General features: G+C 69.3%; 16 protein-coding genes. 10 read left to right on the forward strand and 6 right to left on the reverse strand.

Annotated elements, in window-relative coordinates; all coding sequences use genetic code 11:
* Positions 1 to 11: 11 nt before the first annotated feature.
* Positions 12 to 1,082 (reverse strand): CDP-glycerol glycerophosphotransferase family protein, encoded by a 1,071-nt coding sequence (locus tag LG3211_RS22540; RefSeq protein ID WP_057944797.1) that lies wholly within the window; start codon positions 1,080 to 1,082, stop codon positions 12 to 14.
* A 229-nt stretch (positions 1,083 to 1,311) separates the two neighbouring features.
* Between LG3211_RS22540 and LG3211_RS22545 the strand changes: the two genes are divergently transcribed.
* Positions 1,312 to 2,130 carry a glycosyltransferase family 2 protein gene (locus LG3211_RS22545; protein ID WP_057944798.1) on the forward strand — a complete coding sequence of 273 codons (819 nt, stop codon included), beginning with the start codon at positions 1,312 to 1,314 and terminating at the stop codon, positions 2,128 to 2,130.
* 9 nt (positions 2,131 to 2,139) lie between these two features.
* Here the strand turns inward: LG3211_RS22545 and LG3211_RS22550 are convergent, their stop codons facing one another.
* The 5 genes from LG3211_RS22550 to def form a co-directional block, all read right to left on the reverse strand.
* Positions 2,140 to 3,444, reverse strand: a complete 1,305-nt coding sequence (locus tag LG3211_RS22550) for an O-antigen ligase family protein (protein WP_148649105.1) — start codon at positions 3,442 to 3,444, stop codon at positions 2,140 to 2,142.
* A 3-nt stretch (positions 3,445 to 3,447) separates the two neighbouring features.
* A complete protein-coding gene (locus LG3211_RS22555) occupies positions 3,448 to 5,217 on the reverse strand; it encodes an ArnT family glycosyltransferase (protein ID WP_057944800.1) in 1,770 nt (589 codons plus the stop codon).
* 163 nt (positions 5,218 to 5,380) lie between these two features.
* Positions 5,381 to 6,703: a 16S rRNA (cytosine(967)-C(5))-methyltransferase RsmB gene (gene rsmB / locus LG3211_RS22560; RefSeq protein WP_057945683.1), complete on the reverse strand. Its 1,323-nt coding sequence runs from the start codon at positions 6,701 to 6,703 to the stop codon at positions 5,381 to 5,383.
* A 571-nt stretch (positions 6,704 to 7,274) separates the two neighbouring features.
* Entirely contained in the window at positions 7,275 to 8,198 is a 924-nt protein-coding gene (fmt, locus tag LG3211_RS22565; protein ID WP_057944801.1) for a methionyl-tRNA formyltransferase, read from the reverse strand.
* A 247-nt stretch (positions 8,199 to 8,445) separates the two neighbouring features.
* Positions 8,446 to 8,958, reverse strand: coding sequence for a peptide deformylase (gene def, locus LG3211_RS22570; RefSeq protein ID WP_057944802.1), 513 nt, complete (start codon positions 8,956 to 8,958; stop codon positions 8,446 to 8,448).
* A gap of 160 nt (positions 8,959 to 9,118) precedes the next feature.
* On the opposite strand from def, the gene LG3211_RS22575 reads away from it, so the two are divergent.
* From LG3211_RS22575 to LG3211_RS22615, 9 genes are all read left to right on the forward strand, one after another.
* Positions 9,119 to 10,273 carry a LysM peptidoglycan-binding domain-containing protein gene (locus LG3211_RS22575; RefSeq protein WP_057945684.1) on the forward strand — a complete coding sequence of 385 codons (1,155 nt, stop codon included), beginning with the start codon at positions 9,119 to 9,121 and terminating at the stop codon, positions 10,271 to 10,273.
* Between the two features lie 87 nt (positions 10,274 to 10,360).
* On the forward strand, positions 10,361 to 11,578 hold the full coding sequence (gene dprA, locus LG3211_RS22580; protein ID WP_057944803.1) for a DNA-processing protein DprA: 1,218 nt from the start codon (positions 10,361 to 10,363) through the stop codon (positions 11,576 to 11,578).
* Between the two features lie 89 nt (positions 11,579 to 11,667).
* Positions 11,668 to 12,156, forward strand: coding sequence for a DUF494 family protein (locus LG3211_RS22585; protein WP_057944804.1), 489 nt, complete (start codon positions 11,668 to 11,670; stop codon positions 12,154 to 12,156).
* Between the two features lie 300 nt (positions 12,157 to 12,456).
* Positions 12,457 to 13,263, forward strand: a complete 807-nt coding sequence (locus LG3211_RS22590; RefSeq protein WP_057944805.1) for a pilin — start codon at positions 12,457 to 12,459, stop codon at positions 13,261 to 13,263.
* Between the two features lie 139 nt (positions 13,264 to 13,402).
* On the forward strand, positions 13,403 to 14,515 hold the full coding sequence (locus LG3211_RS22595) for an RDD family protein (RefSeq protein ID WP_057944806.1): 1,113 nt from the start codon (positions 13,403 to 13,405) through the stop codon (positions 14,513 to 14,515).
* 284 nt (positions 14,516 to 14,799) lie between these two features.
* Entirely contained in the window at positions 14,800 to 17,316 is a 2,517-nt protein-coding gene (locus LG3211_RS22600) for a DNA topoisomerase I (RefSeq protein WP_057944807.1), read from the forward strand.
* Between the two features lie 405 nt (positions 17,317 to 17,721).
* A complete protein-coding gene (locus tag LG3211_RS22605; RefSeq protein ID WP_057944808.1) occupies positions 17,722 to 18,717 on the forward strand; it encodes a lytic polysaccharide monooxygenase in 996 nt (331 codons plus the stop codon).
* Positions 18,718 to 18,956: 239 nt separating this feature from the next.
* On the forward strand, positions 18,957 to 19,517 hold the full coding sequence (tsaC, locus tag LG3211_RS22610) for an L-threonylcarbamoyladenylate synthase type 1 TsaC (protein ID WP_057944809.1): 561 nt from the start codon (positions 18,957 to 18,959) through the stop codon (positions 19,515 to 19,517).
* 117 nt (positions 19,518 to 19,634) lie between these two features.
* On the forward strand, positions 19,635 to 20,069 hold the full coding sequence (locus LG3211_RS22615; protein WP_057944810.1) for an EamA family transporter: 435 nt from the start codon (positions 19,635 to 19,637) through the stop codon (positions 20,067 to 20,069).
* Positions 20,070 to 20,131 lie beyond the last annotated feature (62 nt).

Raw genomic sequence — 20,131 nt, forward strand, 5'->3', positions numbered from 1 at the left:
CCGCGCCGCGCTCAGCCGCCGCGTCCCCAATAGCCCAGCTCGCGCCGGATCTGCAGCGCGCGCAGCCACGACGACAACGGCTTGGCGCGCAAGGCGCCGAGCTTGCCGGCAAGCAAGTCCTCGGTCGCCGCGATCACCCGCTCCGATGAGCGCCCGTCGCGATACGGATGGATGGCGTCGGCGTAGGCATCGATCGCCGCCTGCAGTTCCGGGCTCGGCATGAAGGCGTGTTCGAGCTGTTCGCCGAGCCGGGCCGGATCGTCGAAATCGAGCATGTGCGGCTTGGGCGCGCGATTGCGGAAGGTCACCACCGGTTTGCGCTGGACCACGAACTCGGACACCACCGAGGTGGTGTCGGCCACCAGCACATCGGCCGCGCGCTGCGCCGCGATCAGGTCTTCGGTTTCCACGAAGGTCGCGTTCGGCCCGGCCAATGAACGATAACGATCGAACAACTCCGGCGCGCACTTGGGATGCAGGGTCAGCAGCCAGTAGCGCTCGCCTTCGGCGACCTGGGCCTGGATCGCCTCGAACAGATGCGGCGCCGCGCTCAGCCGCTCGGTGAAGGTCGAAGCGAACAGCACCACCGGCCGGCGCCCGGCCAGCCGGCGCCAGCGCGCCGAGCCGCCGTCGTCGTCGCGGAACAGGGGATCGAGCTTGGGCCAACCGGTTTCGACCACGGCGAAGTGCCCGGCCTGCGCGGCCAGGGCGCGGAACGGCGCGGTGGTGGCCGGGCCTTGCGTGCAGTACAGATCGAACAGGCCGCGCACGCGGAAGTGGCCGCGCGCGTCCTCGCGTTTTTCGACGTTGAAGCCATGGAACAACTGCACCTTGGCCCCGGCCACGAACGGCGGCACCCAGTTGGCGGCGCTGAACACCGCGCGCGGCTTCAGCGCCACCGCGGCGCGCAGGCCGGCCTGGCCCGGTTCGAGCATGCGCACCGGCGCGGCCAGCTGCGAGGCCGCGGCGCCATCGGCGAACCAGGCGTGAGCGACGTGTCCGGCCGCGTGCAGCGCCTGCGCCAGCGGCTGCAGGATCGGCAGCGCGTAGCGTTCGGTCGCGAAAAGCAGGTAGTCGGACATGGGCGGGCCGGGTTGGGGAAGCGCGGGGATTATCGGGTAGAAGGGCGTAGGAATGAGTGGAGAGGAGTGAGGAGTGAGTAAAGGCCGGGGCGCCGAGCTTTGCTTTTACTCACTCCTCACTCCTCTCCACTCACTCCTCTCACTCCCCCTCCCCCAAGCCGGGCGCTATTCTTGCCAGGCACTGCCCCCGCCCCGCCGGATCGCCGCCATCGACACGCCCCGCCCCGCCATGGACGCCAACGAGCCCGCGCGCATGCGCGTGTCGGCCTGCATCATCGCCTTCAACGAGGCCGACCGGATCGGCGACTGCCTGAGTTCGCTGGCGTTCTGCGACGAGATCGTGGTGGTGGATTCCAATTCCTCCGACGCCACCGTCGCCATCGCCCATGCCGCCGGCGCGCACGTGCTGCAGCGGCGCTTCGACGGCTTTCGCAGCCAGAAGCAGTACGCGATCGAACAGGCCGCGCACGACTGGGTGCTGTGCCTGGACGCCGACGAACGCGTCAGCGATGCGCTGCGCGCGTCGATCCTGGCCGCGCGCGATCGCGGCTTCGCCGATGCGGCCGGCTACCGTTTCGCGCGATTGTCGGATTACTTCGGCCGCTTTCTGCGCCACGGCAACGCCTATCCCGACCGGGTGCTGCGCCTGTTCGACCGCCGCCACGGCGGCTGGCGCGGCAAGCGCGAAGTGCACGAGGCCGCCAGCGTCGACGGCGCGGTCGTCACCCTGGGCGGCGATCTGATCCACTACCCGTATCGCTCCCTTGAACAACAACTGGCCAAGACCGAGCGCTACGCGCGGATGATGGCCGAGCACGATCACGCGCGCGGCAAGCGCGCCACGCTGGCGAAACTGGTGCTGGCGCCGGCGTGGCGGTTCTGGCGCGGCTACGTGCTGCGCGGCGGCTTTCTCGACGGCTGGCACGGCCTGATCTATGCCTATGTGCGCGCCAACTACGTGCGGCAGAAGACCATCATGCTGTGGATGCTGCAGCACGGGCAGCCGGTGACCACGCCCAGGCGCGAGAACGATACGACGCCGGAATAAACGCGGCGCTCAGGTTCGCCAGGCCGCGTTCTCGCGCGATTCGCGCAAGGCGAATCCGTACATCACGCCCACCATCACCGCGTAGAACGATGCGATCAGTTGATGGGCGAACATCGACTGGGTCAGGCCGCAGGCGATGTAGACCAGCACCAGCACCAACCCCGCCAGCGCGGTGCTGCGCGAACGCCCGACCGCCTGCGCGCGCAGGCGCCGGACGAACAGCGACAGCGGGATCAGATAGATGCCGAAGATCGCGATCAAGCCCGGCAGGCCCATGGTCGCGGCCCATTCGAAGGCGTCGCTGTGGGCGTGGCCGAGTTTGCAGAAACCGATCCGCGGCGCCGGCGGCGCGCATTGCGGCGTGGCCAGCACCACTTTCTCGAAACTGCCGATGCCCACGCCGGTCAGCGGATGCTCGACGAAGGTATCGCGCGCCAGTTCCAGCAAGGTCATGCGCGCGCCGAGCGAGGATTCGTGGTCGTTGCCGCGCTTGACCCGGTCCACGTCGGAAACCAGTTCCTGCATGCGCATCTGCTGCGCCACCGGCCCGCCGACCCACCAGCTGATCGTCAGTCCCAGCGCCAGCACCGCCAGCACCGTCCACGACAGCTTGCGCGCGCGCCCGCCGCTGACGATCAGGCCCACCACCAATACGATCGCCAGCCCCGGCCACACCCCGCGGCTGCCGCTGAGCGCCACCGCGGCGACGCCGAGCGCGCAGGCCAGCGTGGTCCACAGCAGCTCGCCGGACGGACGGGTGAACACCGCCACCACGATCAACGCGATCAAGGCATCGGCGAACACGATCGCATTGGCGGTCCAGCCCAGCGCGCGATCCAGACCCGTGCCGACCTGGAACAGGGCCACACCGAACGCGCCGGCCAGTCCGACCAGCGCGCCGGCCCATAGCCAGCGCCGCGAGGGCCGGTAGGCATAGATCATCAGCGCGAAGAACGGCAGCGTGAGCAGGCGCAAACGGTTGTCGGCCTCGCGCCAGCGCACGTCGAAATGCAGTTTCGAATACAGCACCACCGCCGCGGCGACCGCGGCCATCGCGATCAGCCAGCGCAACTCGCGCCCGACTTCGCGCCAGCCCTGCACGATCAACCCCGGCGACAGCGCGAACGCCACGATCGCCAGGGCCGCGAACGGCCCCAGCCCCCACGGCGTGGAGATCAGCAGCGCCGGCAGGCAGAACAGGCCGATCTCCAGCGTGCGCCGCGACCAGCGCTGGCGCCGCGAGGGTTCGCCGAACGCGACCGCGGCGCCCTGGGCGCGGCCGGACGCGGACATCGCTGCTTGGGATTCGGTCACCGATCAGTCCGCGTCATCGTACTGATGATCATCGTCGTTCGGCACGAGCGCCGGCGCGGCCGGACAGGTCTGTCGTGCTTCGTACGGCACCAGCCACCAGATCCGGCGATTGGACACGCCGATCATCTCCGCGCGCAGGCGGTCCACGCACGCCGGCAGAGCCGGCTCCTGCACGAACAGCCAGCGCCGCTGCGGCGCCTGCTTCTGCCAGGCCAGGCCGAGTTCGAGCTGCCTGGCCCAACCCATGCGGAAACCGAAGTTGGTGGTCTTGGACTGGCTCATGAGCAGGTTCTGCTCTTTCCAGGCGACCAGGCCGAGCTCGGCGTCGGGCCCGATGCGCTGCGCGGTCAGCGTCATCACTCCGCGCGCGGACGAGGAATCGTTGAGCACCGGCGTGATCAGCAGGCCGTACAACACCCACACCCCGCACAGCGTGGAAGCCAGCACGTGGATCGGCCGGCGGCGGCCGAACCACAGCAGGCTGGCCGCGCCCCAGGCGCCGATCGCGATCAGCGCCGCTTCCAGCGCGCGGCCGCCATCGGTGAAGCCGCGCCCATCGAGCAGGCGGCCTTCGAACTTGGGATCGCCAAACCACATCGACAGGCCGGCGCCGAGCATGACCACCGTCAGCATCAGCGCGAAGCCCAGCGCGATGCGGCGCGGCCAGGCCCGGCGCAGGATGCCCGGCAACAGCGGCGCGAACATCAGGCAGGCCATCGGCAGCGCCGGCAGGATGTAGACGTCGCGCTTACCGTGCGGGATCGAGAAGAACACGATCACCAGCACCCACCAGCTCAGCGGCAGCAGGTAGCGCGCGTCCAGCCGGCCCAGGCGCCGGCCCCAGGCGCACAGCGCCCACGGCAACGCCAGCATCAGCGGCAGCCACATCGAGAACATCACCCCGATGTGGTACCAGACCGGCTGCGGATGATCCCAGGATTTGGCGTAGCGCCCGGCGGTCTGGCGGAACAGGATGTCGTTGAGATACGCCTGATAGCTCGGGTCGGCGCTGTGCGTGGCCACCAGCACCATCGGCGCCAGCCACAGCGAAATCGCCACCAGGAACGCCACCGGCCCCAGCCAGAAACGCGGATTGCCGATCCCGGCGCGCACCGGCATGCGCACCCAGGCCAGCGCGCGCGCCCCCAGGCCGTCGGCGGCCATGCGCGCCTGCAGCGGCCGCAGCAGCGCCGCCAGCGCCACCGGCACCAGCATCAGCAGCGCGATCGCGCCCACGCCCTTGGTGATCACGCCGATGCCGGCGGCGAACCAGCCCAGCGCCCACCAGCGCCACGCCGGCCCGGTCAGCAGATGCCGCAGCAGCCCGTAATTGGCGAAGGTGATCCAGAACACCACCGACGGATCGATCTGCGCCTTCTTCGACTGATAGGCGAAGTGCAGGGTCAGCAGCAGCGCCCAGCCGGCGTAGTAGCCGACCCGCGGCGTCCACAGGCGCCGGCCCAGATCGACCACGCACCACAGCGTGCCCAGCGCGGCGAACAGCGACGGCAGCAGGAAGGCCACGCGCCAGTTGCGGGTGAACAGATACGCCACCGCCTCGGTCCACATGAACAACGGCGGCTTGTCCGAGTACAGCTCGACCCCGCGGTGCGGGAACAGCCATTGCCCGGTCTCGACCATCTGCTTGGCGACCAGGGCGAAACGCGGCTCATCGGCCGGCCACGGATCGCGCAGCCCCAGGCCGGCCCCGAGGACCAGCCAGGCAACGATCCAAAACAGCCATGCGTGGCGGGATAGGGCGTTCTTGAACATGCGCGAAATAATACGCAGCGGCCTGGGCCGGGTGGAGAGGGGAAAGCCGGCATCTGGGCGCCCGCTCACCTTTGGCTCATCTAATGCCGGCCGCCACTGCAGGCCCGCCGGCACGAGGAAAACACCGGCGAAACCCCGCCGGGCGAACGCGCAGCGGCGCGAGCTAACCGGTCCGGCGCAGGCGCGCGTAGAAGAAACCGTCGCCGCCGTCCTCGCCGGGCAGGCGCTGGCGGCCGACTTCGCAGTCGTGGCCGTAGCTCGCGTCCAGCGGCTCCACCCGCGCATCGGCGGTGCGTTGCACGAAGGCGCGCACCTGGGCGTCGTTTTCCTGACGCAGGATCGAACACGTCGCGTACAGCAGCACGCCGCCGGGCGCGACGGTGCGCCACAGCGCATCCAGCAGCCGCGCCTGCAGCAGGCTAAGGGCGGCGATGTCGGACTCGCGTCGGTGCAACACCACGTCCGGCTGCCGGCGCACGATGCCGGTGGCCGAGCATGGCGCGTCGAGCAACACCGCGTCGAACGGCGTGCCGTCCCACCAGGCGCCCAGGTCGGCGGCGTCGGCGGCGCGCAGTTCGATGCGCTCGCCGGCGGCGGCGTCGAAGCCGGCGCGTTGCAAGGTCGCGCGCACCTTGTGCAGGCGGGCGACGTCGATGTCCAGCGCAGTCAGGCGCAGACCGGGGTCGCGTTCGAGCAGGTGCGCGCTCTTGCCGCCGGGCGCGGCGCAGGCGTCGAGCACGCGCGCGCCCGGCGCGGGCGCCAGCGCGTCGGCGACCCGCTGCGCGGATACGTCCTGCACCGACACCTCGCCGTCGGCGAAACCCGGCAGGGCCGCCACCGGCAACGGCGCGTCCAGGCGCAGCGCGTCGGCCGGAGCGGCGGGCGCGCTGGCTTCGATCCCCGCCAGGGTCAAGCCGGCCAGATAGTCCTCGCGGGCGACGCGCGCGCGGTTGACCCGCAGCCACATCGGCGGCGGCGTGCCGCTGTTGGCGAGGATCGCGTCGTAGTGTTCCGGCCAGTCCTTGCGCAGCATGCCGCGCAGCCAACTGGGCCAATGCGAATGGCGCGGGTCGGTGACCGGCAGGCCCTCGCGCTGGGCGCGGCGCAGCAGCGCGTTGACCAGGGCGGCCTGATGCGGATGGCCGAGCAGGCGCGCGGCCTCGACCGTCGCATCCAGCGCGGCGTGCGCGGCCAGTTGCAGCGGATCGAGCTGGGCCAGCCCGGTGTAGAGCAGCGCGCGCAGTTCTCCGTCGCGCGAACTCAGCGGCCGCGGCATCCACGCCGTCAGCGCGGCCTCGTAGCGCAGCGGCTGGCGCAGCACGGCGAAGCAGATCGCCTCGACCAGGGCGCGGTCGCGCGGATCGGCCAGCGCCGGCAGGGCGACGGCGAGCTCGGCCTTGAGCGAACGCCCGCGATGCAGCACCGCGTTGAGCACGCGCGCGGCGATGGCGCGCGACTGCGCGCCGGGCTGGGCGCTGTCGGACAGCGGCGGCGGGCGCGTCGCGGCGCCGCGGCTGCGCGCGTAGGGATCGCGAGCGCCGGCGGCGGAAGATGCAGGGCGGGATCGCGGCGCCGAGCGCGGGCTTGCACTCTGCGGTTGAGAGGAATGCTCGGTAGAGACGTCGCTTTCGCCGCTGCCCGCTTCGGCCGTTTCGCCAGCGCCGCGTTTCTGCGCGGCGCGGCGGTCGGCGCGGCGCTTTTCGAAGTCGAGTTTGGCGAAGGCCAGTCTTGCCGACGCGGGCTTGGCGCCAGTCGAACGCTTACCGCGATCGGCGCCGTCGGATGCGCCGCGCGCCGAACCGCGCTGGCCGGGCACCCGGCGCTTGGCCTCGGTCGGCTTGCTGGAATCGCTACGCGCGGATTCGGATCGCGCAGCAGCCGGTCGCTGCGCGGCGCGCCGCTCCGGTCCGGTCGTTTTCGCCGCGCGCTCGCCGGAGGCTTTCGCCGCGGCCGGACGCGGCGCATCCAGCGAACCCGGATCGCGCACGCGGCCGCGCACGGGCCGCGCCTCGCCGTCGCGCGGCGGACCTTTCGGCGGTTGCCGTCCGGCGCTCATGTCAGCGCGCCGCCGCGAGATCGCGGCGGCCGTTCAAGTAATCGGCGGCGGTGATCGCCTTGCCGCCTTCGCGCTGCAGCACGCGGATGCGCAGCGCGCCGCGGCCGCAGGCGATGTCGATGCCTTCGCGGCCGGCCTGCAGCACCGTGCCCGGTTCGGCGCCGTGCTCCAGCGGCAAGGCGATGGCGCCGTGCACGCGCACGCGTTCGCCGGCGATCAGCGCATCGGCCATCGGCCAGGGGTTGAATGCGCGCACCTTGTTGGCCAAGGCGGTCGCGGGCTGATTCCAGTCCAGCCGCGCCTCGGCCTTGTCGAGCTTGTGCGCGTAGGTCACGCCTTCCTCGGGCTGGATCCACGGGTTCAAACGCAGGTCCGCGCGCAGCAGGCCCAGGCCGTCGCTGAGCACCTGCGCGCCGATCTCGGCCAGGCGGTCGTGCAACTGGCCGCCGGTTTCGTTCTCGCCGATTTCGGTGGTGTGGGCCAGCAGCACCGGGCCGGTGTCCAGGCCTTTCTCCATCTGCATCAGGCACACGCCGGTTTCGCGATCGCCGGCTTCGATCGCGCGCTGGATCGGCGCGGCGCCGCGCCAGCGCGGCAGCAGCGAGGCGTGCAGGTTCCAGCAGCCGTAGGTCGGAATATCCAGCACCGACTGCGGCAGGATCAGGCCGTAGGCGACCACGATCAGCAAGTCCGGCTGCAGCGCGCGCAGCGCTTCGCGCGAGACCGCGGCCTTGAAGTTCTCCGGCTGCAGCACCGGGATGCCGCGCAGCAGCGCCTCGCGCTTGACCGGCGAGATCGACATCTCGCGCCCGCGCCCGGCCGGACGGTCGGGCTGGGTGTAGGCGGCGACCACCTCGCCCTTGAGCGTGGCGGCGCGCAGGGCGGGAACGGCGAAGTCGGGGGTACCGGCGAAAACTAGGCGCATGGGGGAGTAAATAGTTGAGAGGAGTGAGGAGTGAGAAAAGCGGGCCGCGTGCGGGTGCGCACGCGAGGTCGGACGATCTGTTTTGCGCTGTGGAGCAAGCCGCGCTTGCTCTTTCCTCACTGCGCCGGTGCTGATTCGGCCGGTCAATCGTACCGGCGAAGGCAACGCTTTTGACGAGAGCGCTGGAAGCCGGATTGAGCGGCGCGATACCTGCTCACTCCTCACTCCTCCCCACTGTTTTCCGGCCTTAAGCCGACTGCCGACGCTGCTTGGCCAGCTTCTTGCGCACCATCTCGCGCTTGAGCGGCGAGAGGTAATCGACGAACAACTTGCCTTCCAGGTGATCCATCTCATGCTGGATGCATACCGCCAGCAGGCCGTCGGTGCTCAGCTCGAAGGGCTGGCCGTCGCGGCCGATCGCCTTGACCGTGATCGCGTTGGCGCGGGTCACATCGGCGAAGATGCCCGGCACCGACAGGCAGCCTTCCTGGTAGACCTGCTCGCCGTCGCGGGCGAGGATCTCCGGGTTGATGAACACCAGCGGCTGGTTTTTTTCTTCCGACACATCGATGACCATGAAGCGCTGGTGGACATCGACCTGGCTCGCGGCCAGGCCGATGCCGGGGCATTCGTACATGGTCTCGAACATGTCGTCGAGCAGGCGCTGGAACTCCGGTTGGGTCACGCGCGCAGGATCGACCGCCACCGCTTTCGTGCGCAATCGCGGGTCGGGGAATTCGAGAATGGATAAGACGGCCATAGGGCACCGAAAATGGGGGCGTGGGTCACATACGCAAGCTTTGGTTGCATTGTACCCCCGTTATAGGCTGCAAAGGCCTGCTAGTGTTCGCACCTTCTGAGCTATAGTCCGGGTGCCCGCAGAGGGCAAACCTGGAAGGGGAATCAGGTAGATGGCCGCCATGTTTAAACCGATCCGCGCGGTTTTCGCCGCCGCGTTGCTGACTGTCGCTACGTACGCCCTCGCGGCGGAAATGCGTGGCGACCACCCCGACACTTACGTGGTGAAGCGGGGCGACACCTTGTGGGATATCTCGGCTCGCTTCCTCAAGCGACCGTGGCTGTGGCCGGAAATCTGGCAGGCCAACCCGCAGATCAAGAATCCGCATCTCATCTATCCCGGCGACGTGATCTCGCTGGCGTACCTCGACCGCGTCGCCGCGGCCCAGGTCCAGCCCGGTCCGCGCCAGGAGGCCCCGATCACCGGCGTGCCGCTGGCCGAGATCGAGCCGTTCCTGAAGAACCTGCGCGTGGTCGAGCAGTTCGAACAGCTGCCCTACGTGGTCGGCCTGGAAGAAGACCGCCTGCGCGTGACTCAGGGCCAGGTCGCCTACATCAAGGGCCTGCCCGAGCAGAGCCCGGGCACCCGCTTCGCCGTGGTCCGCCCGACCCAGCGCTACACCCGCCTGGACCGCAAGGCCTGCTGCGACATCATGCGCGCCGCCGACCTGGACTTCCGCGGCAAGCGCACGGTGGATTTCGAATCCATCTGGACCGACGTGGTCGTGCCGGACAAGGGCCGCGAGCTGCTCGGCTATGAGCTGATGCAGGTCTCCACCGGCACCCTGAGCCGCGGCGCCGTGGGCGGCATGGAAGCGTCCACCCTCGTGATCGACGACACCGGCCGCGAAATCCGTGTCGGCGACCGCCTGATCCCGGTGGAGATGCAGCCCTACGATCTGCAGTTCTTCCCGCATCCGCCCAAGGCCCAGTTCGACTACGGTCGCGCCCAGGTCCTGTCGGTCGCCGATCTGGTCCGCAACGGCGGTCCGCGCGACGTGATCGCGCTGTCGGTCGGCGCCCGCGACGGCATCGACAACGGCACGGTGTTCTCCACCTGGCGCGTCGGCAGCCGCGTGCCGGACCGGGTCAAGATCGGCCCGGACCGCTCCGAGGACCTGTACGGCAAGAACTCGCGCGTGCGTCTGCCCGACGAGTTCTCCGGCCACGCGATGGTGTTCCGCACCTTCGACAAGGTCAGCTACGCCCTGATCATGGACGGCGTGCGTCCGACCAAGGTCGGCTACGAGCTCAAGCATCCGGACTCGCCGTACTGAGTCCACGGAACAGCCCGCGGGCTTTTCCTACAACACCACGCGACGGCGCCTTCGGGCGCCGTCGTCGTTTGCGGACTAGGCTGGGGCATGAACCAGACCGCTGCCGCCGCCCCAGACCCCATCGCCACGTTGCTACTGCTCGCCGCGGGCGGCTCCAGCGCGGCCCGGCGCGGCTTGCTGGAGCAGCACGGCAGCGCCGCCGCCGCGCTCGCCGCCGGTGCCCGCGCCTGGACCGCGGCGGAGCTGTCGCCACCGCAGATCGCGCGGCTGCGCGCGCCCGCCGACGCGGCGGCCTGGGCCGCGGCCGGCTGGCCCGGCGACACCGGCGAACGGCTGCTGGCGTGGCTGGGCGATAGCAACCATCACCTGATCGAATGGACCAGCCCGGATTACCCGGCGCTGCTGCGACGCGCGCCCAATCCGCCGCTGGCCCTGTTCGTGGCCGGCGAGCCGGGACTGCTGTGGCATCCGGCGGTGGCGGTGGTCGGCAGCCGTTCTCCGACCCCGGGCGGCCAGGACAACGCCGCCGACTTCGCCCGCGCGCTGGCGCGCTCGGGCCTGGCTGTGGCCAGCGGCCTCGCCGCCGGCATCGATGCCGCCGCCCATCGCGCCGCCCTGGACGCCGGCGGCCTGACCGTCGCCGTCCTCGGCACCGGGCCGGACCTGGCCTACCCGCGCCGCCACGGCGAGCTGCTGCAGCGCATCGCCGCCGACGGCGCCGTGGTCAGCGAGTACCCGCCCGGCACCCCGGCCCGGCCGGAACACTTCCCCAGCCGCAACCGCATCCTCGCCGGCCTGAGCCTGGGCACCCTGGTGATCGAAGCGGCCGAGCGCTCCGGCGCGCTGATCACCGCGCGCCTGGCCAGCGAATGCGGGCGCGAGGTGTTCGCCGTGCCCGGCTCGATCCACAACCCGCTGGCGCGCGGCTGCCACCGGCTGATCCGCGAAGGCGCCGGCCTGGTAGAAAGCGCCTCGGAAGTCGTGGCCGCGCTGGCACCGATGGCGGCCGAGTTGGCCGACGGCTTGCGTCGCCGTCTGGCCGCCCCCATTAACCTCGGCCACGCGCTGGTCACACACGGCGATCACGATGGCTCCAGCCCCGTCTCAGGAGCTGCCGAGCCTTCAGATTTCGCCGACCCCGACTACCAGTCCTTGTGGAACGCGCTGGGCCACGACCCTACCGGTATGGATCAACTCGTCGAACGTACTGGATTGACGACTGCGGAACTGTCCTCCATGCTGCTGGTCATGGAGCTTGAGGGTCTCGTCGCGGCGCAGCACGGCCGTTACTTCCGTAACCGCTGAATCTGAATCGGTGTCCACCCACCGGCGATTCACCCGGCCAATCAGCAACTCCTGACCCACCGCGCCGCATGCGGCGCAGGCCGAGGGAAATGAAAGAGAGCATCCTGGACGTCCTGCTGTACCTGTTCGAGCATTACTTCACTGACGATGCGGACCTTGTCCGCGACCGCGATTCGCTCCGCAGCGGCCCCCTGTTCGATGAACTGGGCCAGGCCGGTTTCAGTCCCGCCGAGATCAACAAAGCCATCGAATGGCTGGATGCGCTGGCTCAGCAACGGCCCAGCGTCAGTGCTCCGCGCGTGGGCGGCCCGACCCGGATCTACTTCGGCCCGGAACTCGACAAGCTCGATGTCGAATGCCGCGGCTTCCTATTGTTCCTGGAACAACACGGCATCCTCGACGCCGATCAGCGCGAACTCGTGCTCGACCGGGCGATGGCGCTGGACCAGGAAGAGCTGGACCTGGACGACCTCAAATGGGTCGTGCTGATGGTGCTGTTCAACCAGCCCGGCTCCGAGGCGGCCTACGCCTGGATGGAAACGCAGATGTTCGAGGACGAGCCCGAGCCGGTGCACTGACACCGGCCGCGGCCGCGAGCGGTTCGCGGCGGCGGGTTTCGTCCTTGAATCACGCCACGGCCCTGCATCCGGCCGTCATGCTTGCGCGACGGGCGCATTGTTCGCTCCCATCCGTCGCGCAATACGCACCGCCCATGCCGGGCGAATAGCGTTTTGCGAACTCCGTGCTAGTTTCATGCCTCTCGCGCATGCCATGGGTGCTGCGCGACGCTGGCCGTCAGGCGAGTCGCGCGCCCGCGACGCTGCCCGCGCCGGCGCAAGCCATCACAAGGACGATCGCGAGATCCGCAGGGGGAGCACATGACGAACTGGTACTACCACGACCCGGCCCAGGGCCGCGTCGGCCCCATCGACGCCGACGCCTTGCGCGGCCACTTCCGCACCGGCCGCATCGGCCGCGACACCCTGCTGTGGCGCGAAGGCCTGCGCGAATGGCAGCCGCTGGAACGGCTGTCGGCCGAACTGGGCCTGGACGACGACCTGCTGTCGCCGCCCCCGCCGCCGGTCGTGCCGCCGCCGTTGCCCGAACCGCCGCACTACACCACCGACGGCAACGACGCGGCCGCCTCCGCGCCGGCGCAGAATCACGCCCAGCGCAGCGTCAGCCCGGCCGACTACGCCCCGGCCCACGTCGCCCGCCGTCAGCCCGCTCCGGCTCCCAAGCGCGGCCTGTCGGGCTGCGTGATCGTGTTGATCGTGCTCGCGGTGCTGGCCATTCCGGTGCTCGGCATCCTGGTCGCGATCGCCCTGCCGGCGTACCAGGACTACACCTTCCGCGCCAAGGTCATGGCCGCGCTGGCCGCGACCGGCCCGTACAAGACCCAGGTCGCCGAGCATTACCTCGCCCACGACGGCTGCCCGAACAACGCCTCGCCCGGCTTCCGCCCCGCCGAGGCCTATGCGACCGCGCAGATCGCCTCGATCGAGTTCGGCCGCATGCAGGACAGCGGCCAGTGCGGCATCCAGATCGAGCTGCGCGGCTTCAACACGCCGCAACTCGACGGCAAGAAAGTCTGGCAGTCCTTCGACCCGGCCAACCTGAGCTGGACCTGCGGCTCGGATATCGAGAAACAGGCCACGCTGCCGGCGAACTGCCGCGGCGGCTGATCCGGCCGCACCGATCGCGCCGCCCTGAGCGCAAGCCGGGGCCGGCGCGATGTCTTGCGCTTCGCCCGACCCATCGCCGGTTCGCCTCGGCGCGGTGGCATCATGGCGACCACCGCAGCGACCCAGGCCCCGATTCGCGATGACCCAGTGGTACTACAGCGACAGCGAGCGCAACCGGCACGGACCGCTGGACGGCGAGGCGATGATCGAACGCCACCGCCGCGGCGAATTGGGCGCGGACATCCTGGTCTGGCGCGACGGCATGAGCCAATGGCGGCCGTGGCGCGAAATGGCGGTCGAACTGATCGCCGATCCCGGCTTCGCCCCCGCCGGCTCGCCAGCGCCCGCAACCGCCTCCGCCCCGGCGCCCGGCAGCGCCGAAGCGGTCGGCGCGAGCGCCGCAGCAGCCATCGCCGCGGCGAGCGCCGAGGCCGAACAGCGCCAGGATCCGCGCGCCGCCAGTCCCGATTCCGCGCAAAGCCACGCCGCGGCGCCTGTGCAGGCCAGCGCCGCGACGCCGTCGCAGGCCACCTCCGCCGACGCCGCCACAAGCCCATCCGGAACCACCGCCCCGGCCGGCCCGGAGGCGCATTCGCCCTATGCCGCGCCGCGCGCCGGCGTGGCCGACGACACCACCGTGGTGCAGGGACTGGAAGTCGTCCATGCCGGCTTCTGGAAGCGATTGGCGGCGTACGTCATCGATTCGCTGCTGATCGGCATCACTTATTACGCCGTCAGCACGATGCTGTTCGTGCTCGTATTCGCCTCCGGCCTGTTCGGCGGCGATGCCGCTTCCTGGGCCCAGAACGCCGGCGCGGGGGTATGGATGCTGGTGGTGGCGGTCTACGTGATCATCGGCCTGATCAGCGTGGCCTATTACGTCGGTTTCGAGTCCTCGGCCATGCAGGCCACGCTGGGCAAGCTGGCGGTCGGGGTCAAGGTCGTCGATAGCGAAGGCCGGCGCCTGACCCGGATGCGCGCGCTCGGCCGCTGGGCCGCCAGCCTGCTGTCCTACGCCAGTTTGTGCGTGGGTTTCCTGCTGATCGCCTTCACCGACGGCAAGCGCGGCCTGCACGACATGATCGCCAAGACCCAGGTCGTGGACCGCTGGGCCTACACTGCGCGTCCGCAGATGCAGCAGCGCAGTCTCGGCCCGGTCGCCTGGGTCGTGCTGATCCTCGGAGGCTTGATGTGGTTGCTGGTGGTGGGGCTCGCAGCGTTCGGCGCGATGGTCGCGGCGGCCGGTCATTGACCGGCTCGCCGAAAGCGTCACAGCGCGATGAAACCTGAACAGGGCACACTCCATCACGCCATCTTCAAGCATTTCGGTGCCACTTTATTGGCGTTTCCGGGAGGCCGGGCTTGACAGCCTCGGCCGCCTCATGATTCCACTAGAAAAGGAAACCTGAACGCCCGCGGCCGAACGCTGCGGGCGTCGTCTTCTTAAATTCCGCCTCGCACGGCCCCGGCCGACGAAGCCGCCCCAACACAAGCAAGCAGTCGAGCAGCGCCCCGCCCCGGGCCTGCGGAGTAGCAATGGCCAAGAACCTCCTCATCGTCGAGTCGCCCGCCAAGGCCAAGACGATCAACAAGTACCTCGGCAAGGACTTCACCGTTCTGGCCTCCTACGGCCACGTCCGCGACCTGGTGCCGAAAGAGGGCGCGGTCGATCCGGACAATCACTTCGCGATGGACTACGCCGTCATCGAGAAGAACGAGAAACACGTAGACGCGATCGCCAAGGCCGCCAAGAGCGCCGACAACCTCTTCCTCGCGACCGACCCGGACCGCGAAGGCGAGGCGATCAGCTGGCACATCGGCGAGATCCTGCGCGAACGCGGCCTGCTGGAAGGCAAGCCGCTGCAGCGCGTGGTGTTCACCGAGATCACGCCGCGCGCGATCAAGGAAGCGATGAGCCATCCGCGCGAGATCGCCAGCGACCTGGTCGATGCGCAGCAGGCGCGCCGCGCGCTCGACTACCTGGTCGGCTTTAATCTCTCGCCGGTGCTGTGGCGCAAGGTGCAACGCGGCCTGTCCGCCGGCCGCGTGCAGTCGCCGGCGCTGCGCATGATCGTGGAGCGCGAGGAAGAGATCGAAGCCTTCGTCGCTCGCGAGTACTGGTCGATCGAAGCCGAGTGCGCGCATCCGCAGCAGGCCTTCACCGCCAAGCTCAACAAGTTCGACGGGAAGAAGTTCGAGCAGTTCACCATCACCGACGGCACCACCGCCGAGGACGCGCGCAAGCGCATCGTCGCCGCCGCCAACGGCGCGCTGCACGTCACCGACGTCACCAGCAAGGAACGCAAGCGCCGCCCGGCCGCGCCGTTCACCACCTCGACCCTGCAGCAGGAAGCCTCGCGCAAGCTCGGCTTCACCACCTCGCGCACCATGCGCGTGGCGCAGAAGCTGTACGAGGGCATGGCGCTGGGCGACGAGGGCACCGTCGGCCTGATCAGTTATATGCGTACCGACTCGGTGAGTCTGTCGCAGGAAGCCATCGCCGAAATCCGCGACGTGATCGCGCGCGACTTCGGCACCAAGGCGCTGCCCGACAAGCCCAACACCTATCAGACCAAGTCGAAGAACGCGCAGGAAGCGCACGAAGCGATCCGCCCGACCGCGGCGCTGCGCACGCCGGCGCAGGTCGCGCGTTTTCTCGACGACGACGGCCGCCGCTTGTACGAACTGATCTGGAAGCGCGCCGTCGCTTCGCAGATGGTGCCGGCCACGCTCAACACCGTCAGCGTCGATCTCGCCGCCGGCGCCGAGCACAGCTTCCGCGCTTCGGGCACGACCGTGATCGATCCGGGCTTCCTCGCCGTGTACGAGGAAGGCAAGGACGCCAAGGCCGCCGAGGACGAAGACGAAGGCCGCAAGCTGCCGCTGATGAAAGTCGGCGACCGCATCCCGCTCGACCAGATTCACGCCGACCAGCACTTCACCGAGCCGCCGCCGCGCTTCTCCGAAGCCTCTCTGGTCAAGACGCTCGAGGAATACGGCATCGGCCGTCCCTCGACCTACGCCTCGATCATCCAGACGCTGCTGTTCCGCAAATACGTCGAGCTCGACAGCCGCCGCTTCCGCCCGACCGACGTCGGCCGCGCGGTGTCGAAGTTCCTGTCCGGGCATTTCACCCAGTACGTCGACTACGACTTCACCGCCAAGCTCGAAGACGAGCTCGATGCGGTGTCGCGCGGCGAAGAAGAATGGGTGCCGCTGATGGAGCGGTTCTGGGGACCGTTCAAGCAACTGGTCGAAGAGAAAAAGGAATCGGTCGATCGCAGCGAAGCCACCGGCGCGCGCGAGTTGGGCACCGATCCCAAGAGCGGCAAGCCGGTCAGCGTGCGCCTGGGCCGTTACGGGCCGTATGCGCAGATCGGCACCGCCGAGGACGAGGACAAGCCGACCTTCGCGTCCCTGCGCCCCGGCCAGAGCATGCACACGATTTCGCTCGAGGAATCGCTGGAGCTGTTCAAGCTGCCGCGCAAGCTGGGCCTGGACAAGGACGAGGAAGTCAGCGTCGGCGTTGGCCGTTTCGGCCCGTTCGCCAAGCGCGGCAGCGTCTACGCCTCGCTGAAGAAAGAAGACGATCCGTACACCATCGACCTGGCGCGCGCGGTATTCCTGATCGAGGAAAAGGAAGAAATCGCGCGCAACCGGATCATCAAGGAATTCGAAGGCAGCGACATCCAGGTGCTCAACGGCCGCTTCGGCCCCTACATCAGCGACGGCAAGCTCAACGGCCGCATTCCGAAGGATCGCGAACCCGCTTCGCTGACCCTGGAAGAAGTGATCAAGCTGATGGAAGACACCGGCAAGCCGATGCGCGGGCGTTTCGGCAAGAAGACCGCGGCGAAGAAAGAACCGGCCAAGAAGGCGGCGAAGAAGGTCGCGAAGAAAACCGACGATGGTCAAGCGCCGGCCAAGAAGGCGGTGGTGAAGAAAGCCGCGGCGAAGAAGGCGCCGGCGAAGAAAGCCGCGAAGAAGGTCGCGAAGAAAACCGCGAGCAAGAAAGCGGTGAAGAAGGTCGTCAAGAAAGTCGCGGCGAAGTAATCGCCGCGATATCGCGCATCAATCGCCACTGCGGTCGGGCGATGCGGCTGATGAAACGGGCGCCGATTTGGCGCCCGTTTCATTTGGGGACTCGTCGCCTCGCCGGTCGGGCCTGAAGGCCCGACGCGCTGCAACAAACGCCAGCGACACCCTGTCGCAGCCGCGCCTCCAAGCCGTGACGCAGCTTCCGTTTCCGGCATCCCATCGACGACAACGCATCGATCCATGCGCCGCAGGCGACCGGTCGCACAGATTCGGCCGGCCGCCGCCACTAGGATCGGCCGCGAATAAGGGCAGGCCCGACGGGCCATAGCCCGTCGAGACGCGATCTCAATCGCGCGCGCGGTCGCCATCACGAAACCTGCTGGGGGGTGTTGTTCACCTATCCCATCGACAGGAGTCGTCATGAACCGCGTCCAACGTTTTTCCCTGCTCAGCGCCGCCGTCGCCGTGTGCGCGTCCGCCTTGCCCGTGTCGTCCGCATTCGCGCACGGCACCTTCGTCAATCCGCAGAGCCGCATCTACAAGTGTTACCTGGGCAACAAGGAAAACCCGACCGATCCGGCCTGCCGCGCCGCATGGGCGGTCGCCGGCTCGCAGTTGTTCTACGACTGGAACGGCATCAACCAGGCCAATGCCAACAGCAACCATCGCGCCGTGGTGCCCGACGGTACGCTGTGCGGCGGCAACAACTCGACCTTCCGCGGCCTGAACGTGGTGCGCAGCGACTGGCAGACCAGCAACGTGCGCTCGGGTTCGAGCTACACCTTCACCTTCTACGCCACCGCGCCGCACGCGACCAAGGACTGGACGTTCTACGTGACGTCGCAAGGCTGGAACCCCAATAGCACGCTGCGCTGGGGCGACCTGCAGCAGTTCTGCAAGACCGGCTCGGTGCCGCTGTCGGCCGGCAACAACTACCACATCACCTGCACCCTGCCGGCGCGCACCGGCCGCCACGTGATCTACAACACCTGGCAGCGTTCGGATTCCACCGAGGCGTTCTACACCTGCATGGACGTCAATTTCACCAACTCGCTCGCCGATGCGAAATCGCCGTGGCGCGAGTCGGGCAACTTGAACGTCGTCAACGACTATCCGGCGGGCACCTCGGTAACGCTGCGCGTGTTCAACGCCGACGGCAGCGATGCGGAGAAGATCGAAACCGTGCTCGGCGCGGGTGAAACCTCGGTGGTGGATTGGCCGCGCAAGGTCGCCGAACAAGTCAACGCACGCGCCCGCTTCGCCCGCATCGGCGAGCAGCGCGGCGGTCAGGTGCAGGCGAAGGACGGGGCGAACAATCGCGTCTATCTGAGCGGCAACCGCTCCTACGCCTTCGATGTGCGGCTGCCGGAATCGGCCAAGCCGTTCGCCGATGAGCATGCTCATCACGATCATTGATATCGGCGATTGAAGTGCGCGGCGGCGGGTCGCGCGCGATTCGCCGGCGAGGGCGGTGACGCGGCCCTCACCCCAACCCTCTCCCGCGCCGCGGGAGAGGGAGCATGGGCGTTGCGAAGGCCATCGCGCCTTCGCAGCGCGCGCGGACTGTGCAATCCCGCGGCGCCGCAGCCGCACGCGCACGCCGCCGCCCGAGCCGGCATGCGACACTGCGCCGTCGCCACCGCGCTGATCTCCGCATGACCGACCTGAGCATCGAACAGGCCGCCGCCGCGCTCGCTCGCGGCGGTGTGATCGTTTATCCGACCGAGGCGGTCTGGGGCATCGGCTGCGATGCCGACAACCGCGCCGCGGTGATGCGCCTGCTGGCGATCAAGCAACGGCCGATGGACAAGGGCGTGATCCTGATCGCCGCATCGGTGGAGCAGTTCGACGGCCTGATCGACTGGCCGGCCCTGGCGGACGAACGCGCCGAAGCGGTGCGCGCCAGCTGGCCCGGGCCGAACACCTGGGCGGTTCCGGCGACCGCCGCGGTGCCCGACTGGATTCGCGGCGATCACAACAGCGTCGCCGTGCGCGTCACCGCGCATCCGCAGGCGCGGGCGCTGTGCCAGGCGCACGGGCGCCCGATCGTCTCCACCAGCGCCAACCTCGCCGGCCACCCGCCGGCATTCCAGCGCGACCAACTCGATCGCGCCATGCTCGCGCTCAGCGACGGCGTGTGCGCGGGCGAAACCGGCGGCTTGGCCGCGCCGACGCCGATCCGCCTGGCCGCGACCGGCGAGGTGCTGCGCGCCTGAGCGCGGCGATTCGCCCTCCCCAACTCTGCCCCGCTTCCGCGCCGAGCGCGCCGCCACGCCGACCCGGCTGCGACGCGCCCGGCGCTATCCTCGGGCCGTCCGCTTCGGAGCGCAGCCATGAACTCATTGCCCGCCTGGTCGGTCTGGGCGCTGCTGTCGGCGGTGTTCGCGGCCCTGACCGCGGTGCTGGCCAAAGTCGGCGTGCAGGGCGTCAGCGCCGATTACGCGACCCTGGTCCGCACCCTGGTGATCGTCGCGGTGCTGGCGCTGCTGGTGCCGATGAGCGGACAGTGGGTCGATCCGCGCACTCTGCCGGCGCGTTCGCTGCTGTTCCTGGTGCTGTCGGGACTGGCCACCGGCGCCTCATGGCTGTGCTACTACCGCGCCCTCAAGCTCGGCGACGTGTCGCAGGTGGTGCCGGTGGACAAGCTCAGCGTGGTGTTGGCGGCGCTGTTCGCGGTGGTGTTCCTGGGCGACCGGCCCAGCGCGCGCGAATGGCTCGGGCTGCTGATGGTCGGTAGCGGCGTGCTGGTCCTGGTGTGGCGGCGATGAGCGGCGGGTAAATCCGCGAATCCATGACGCAATTCGACTTTCCCCTAACGCGGAGGAGGCGC

The sequence above is a fragment of the Lysobacter gummosus genome (assembly GCF_001442805.1).
GTDB lineage: Bacteria > Pseudomonadota > Gammaproteobacteria > Xanthomonadales > Xanthomonadaceae > Lysobacter > Lysobacter gummosus.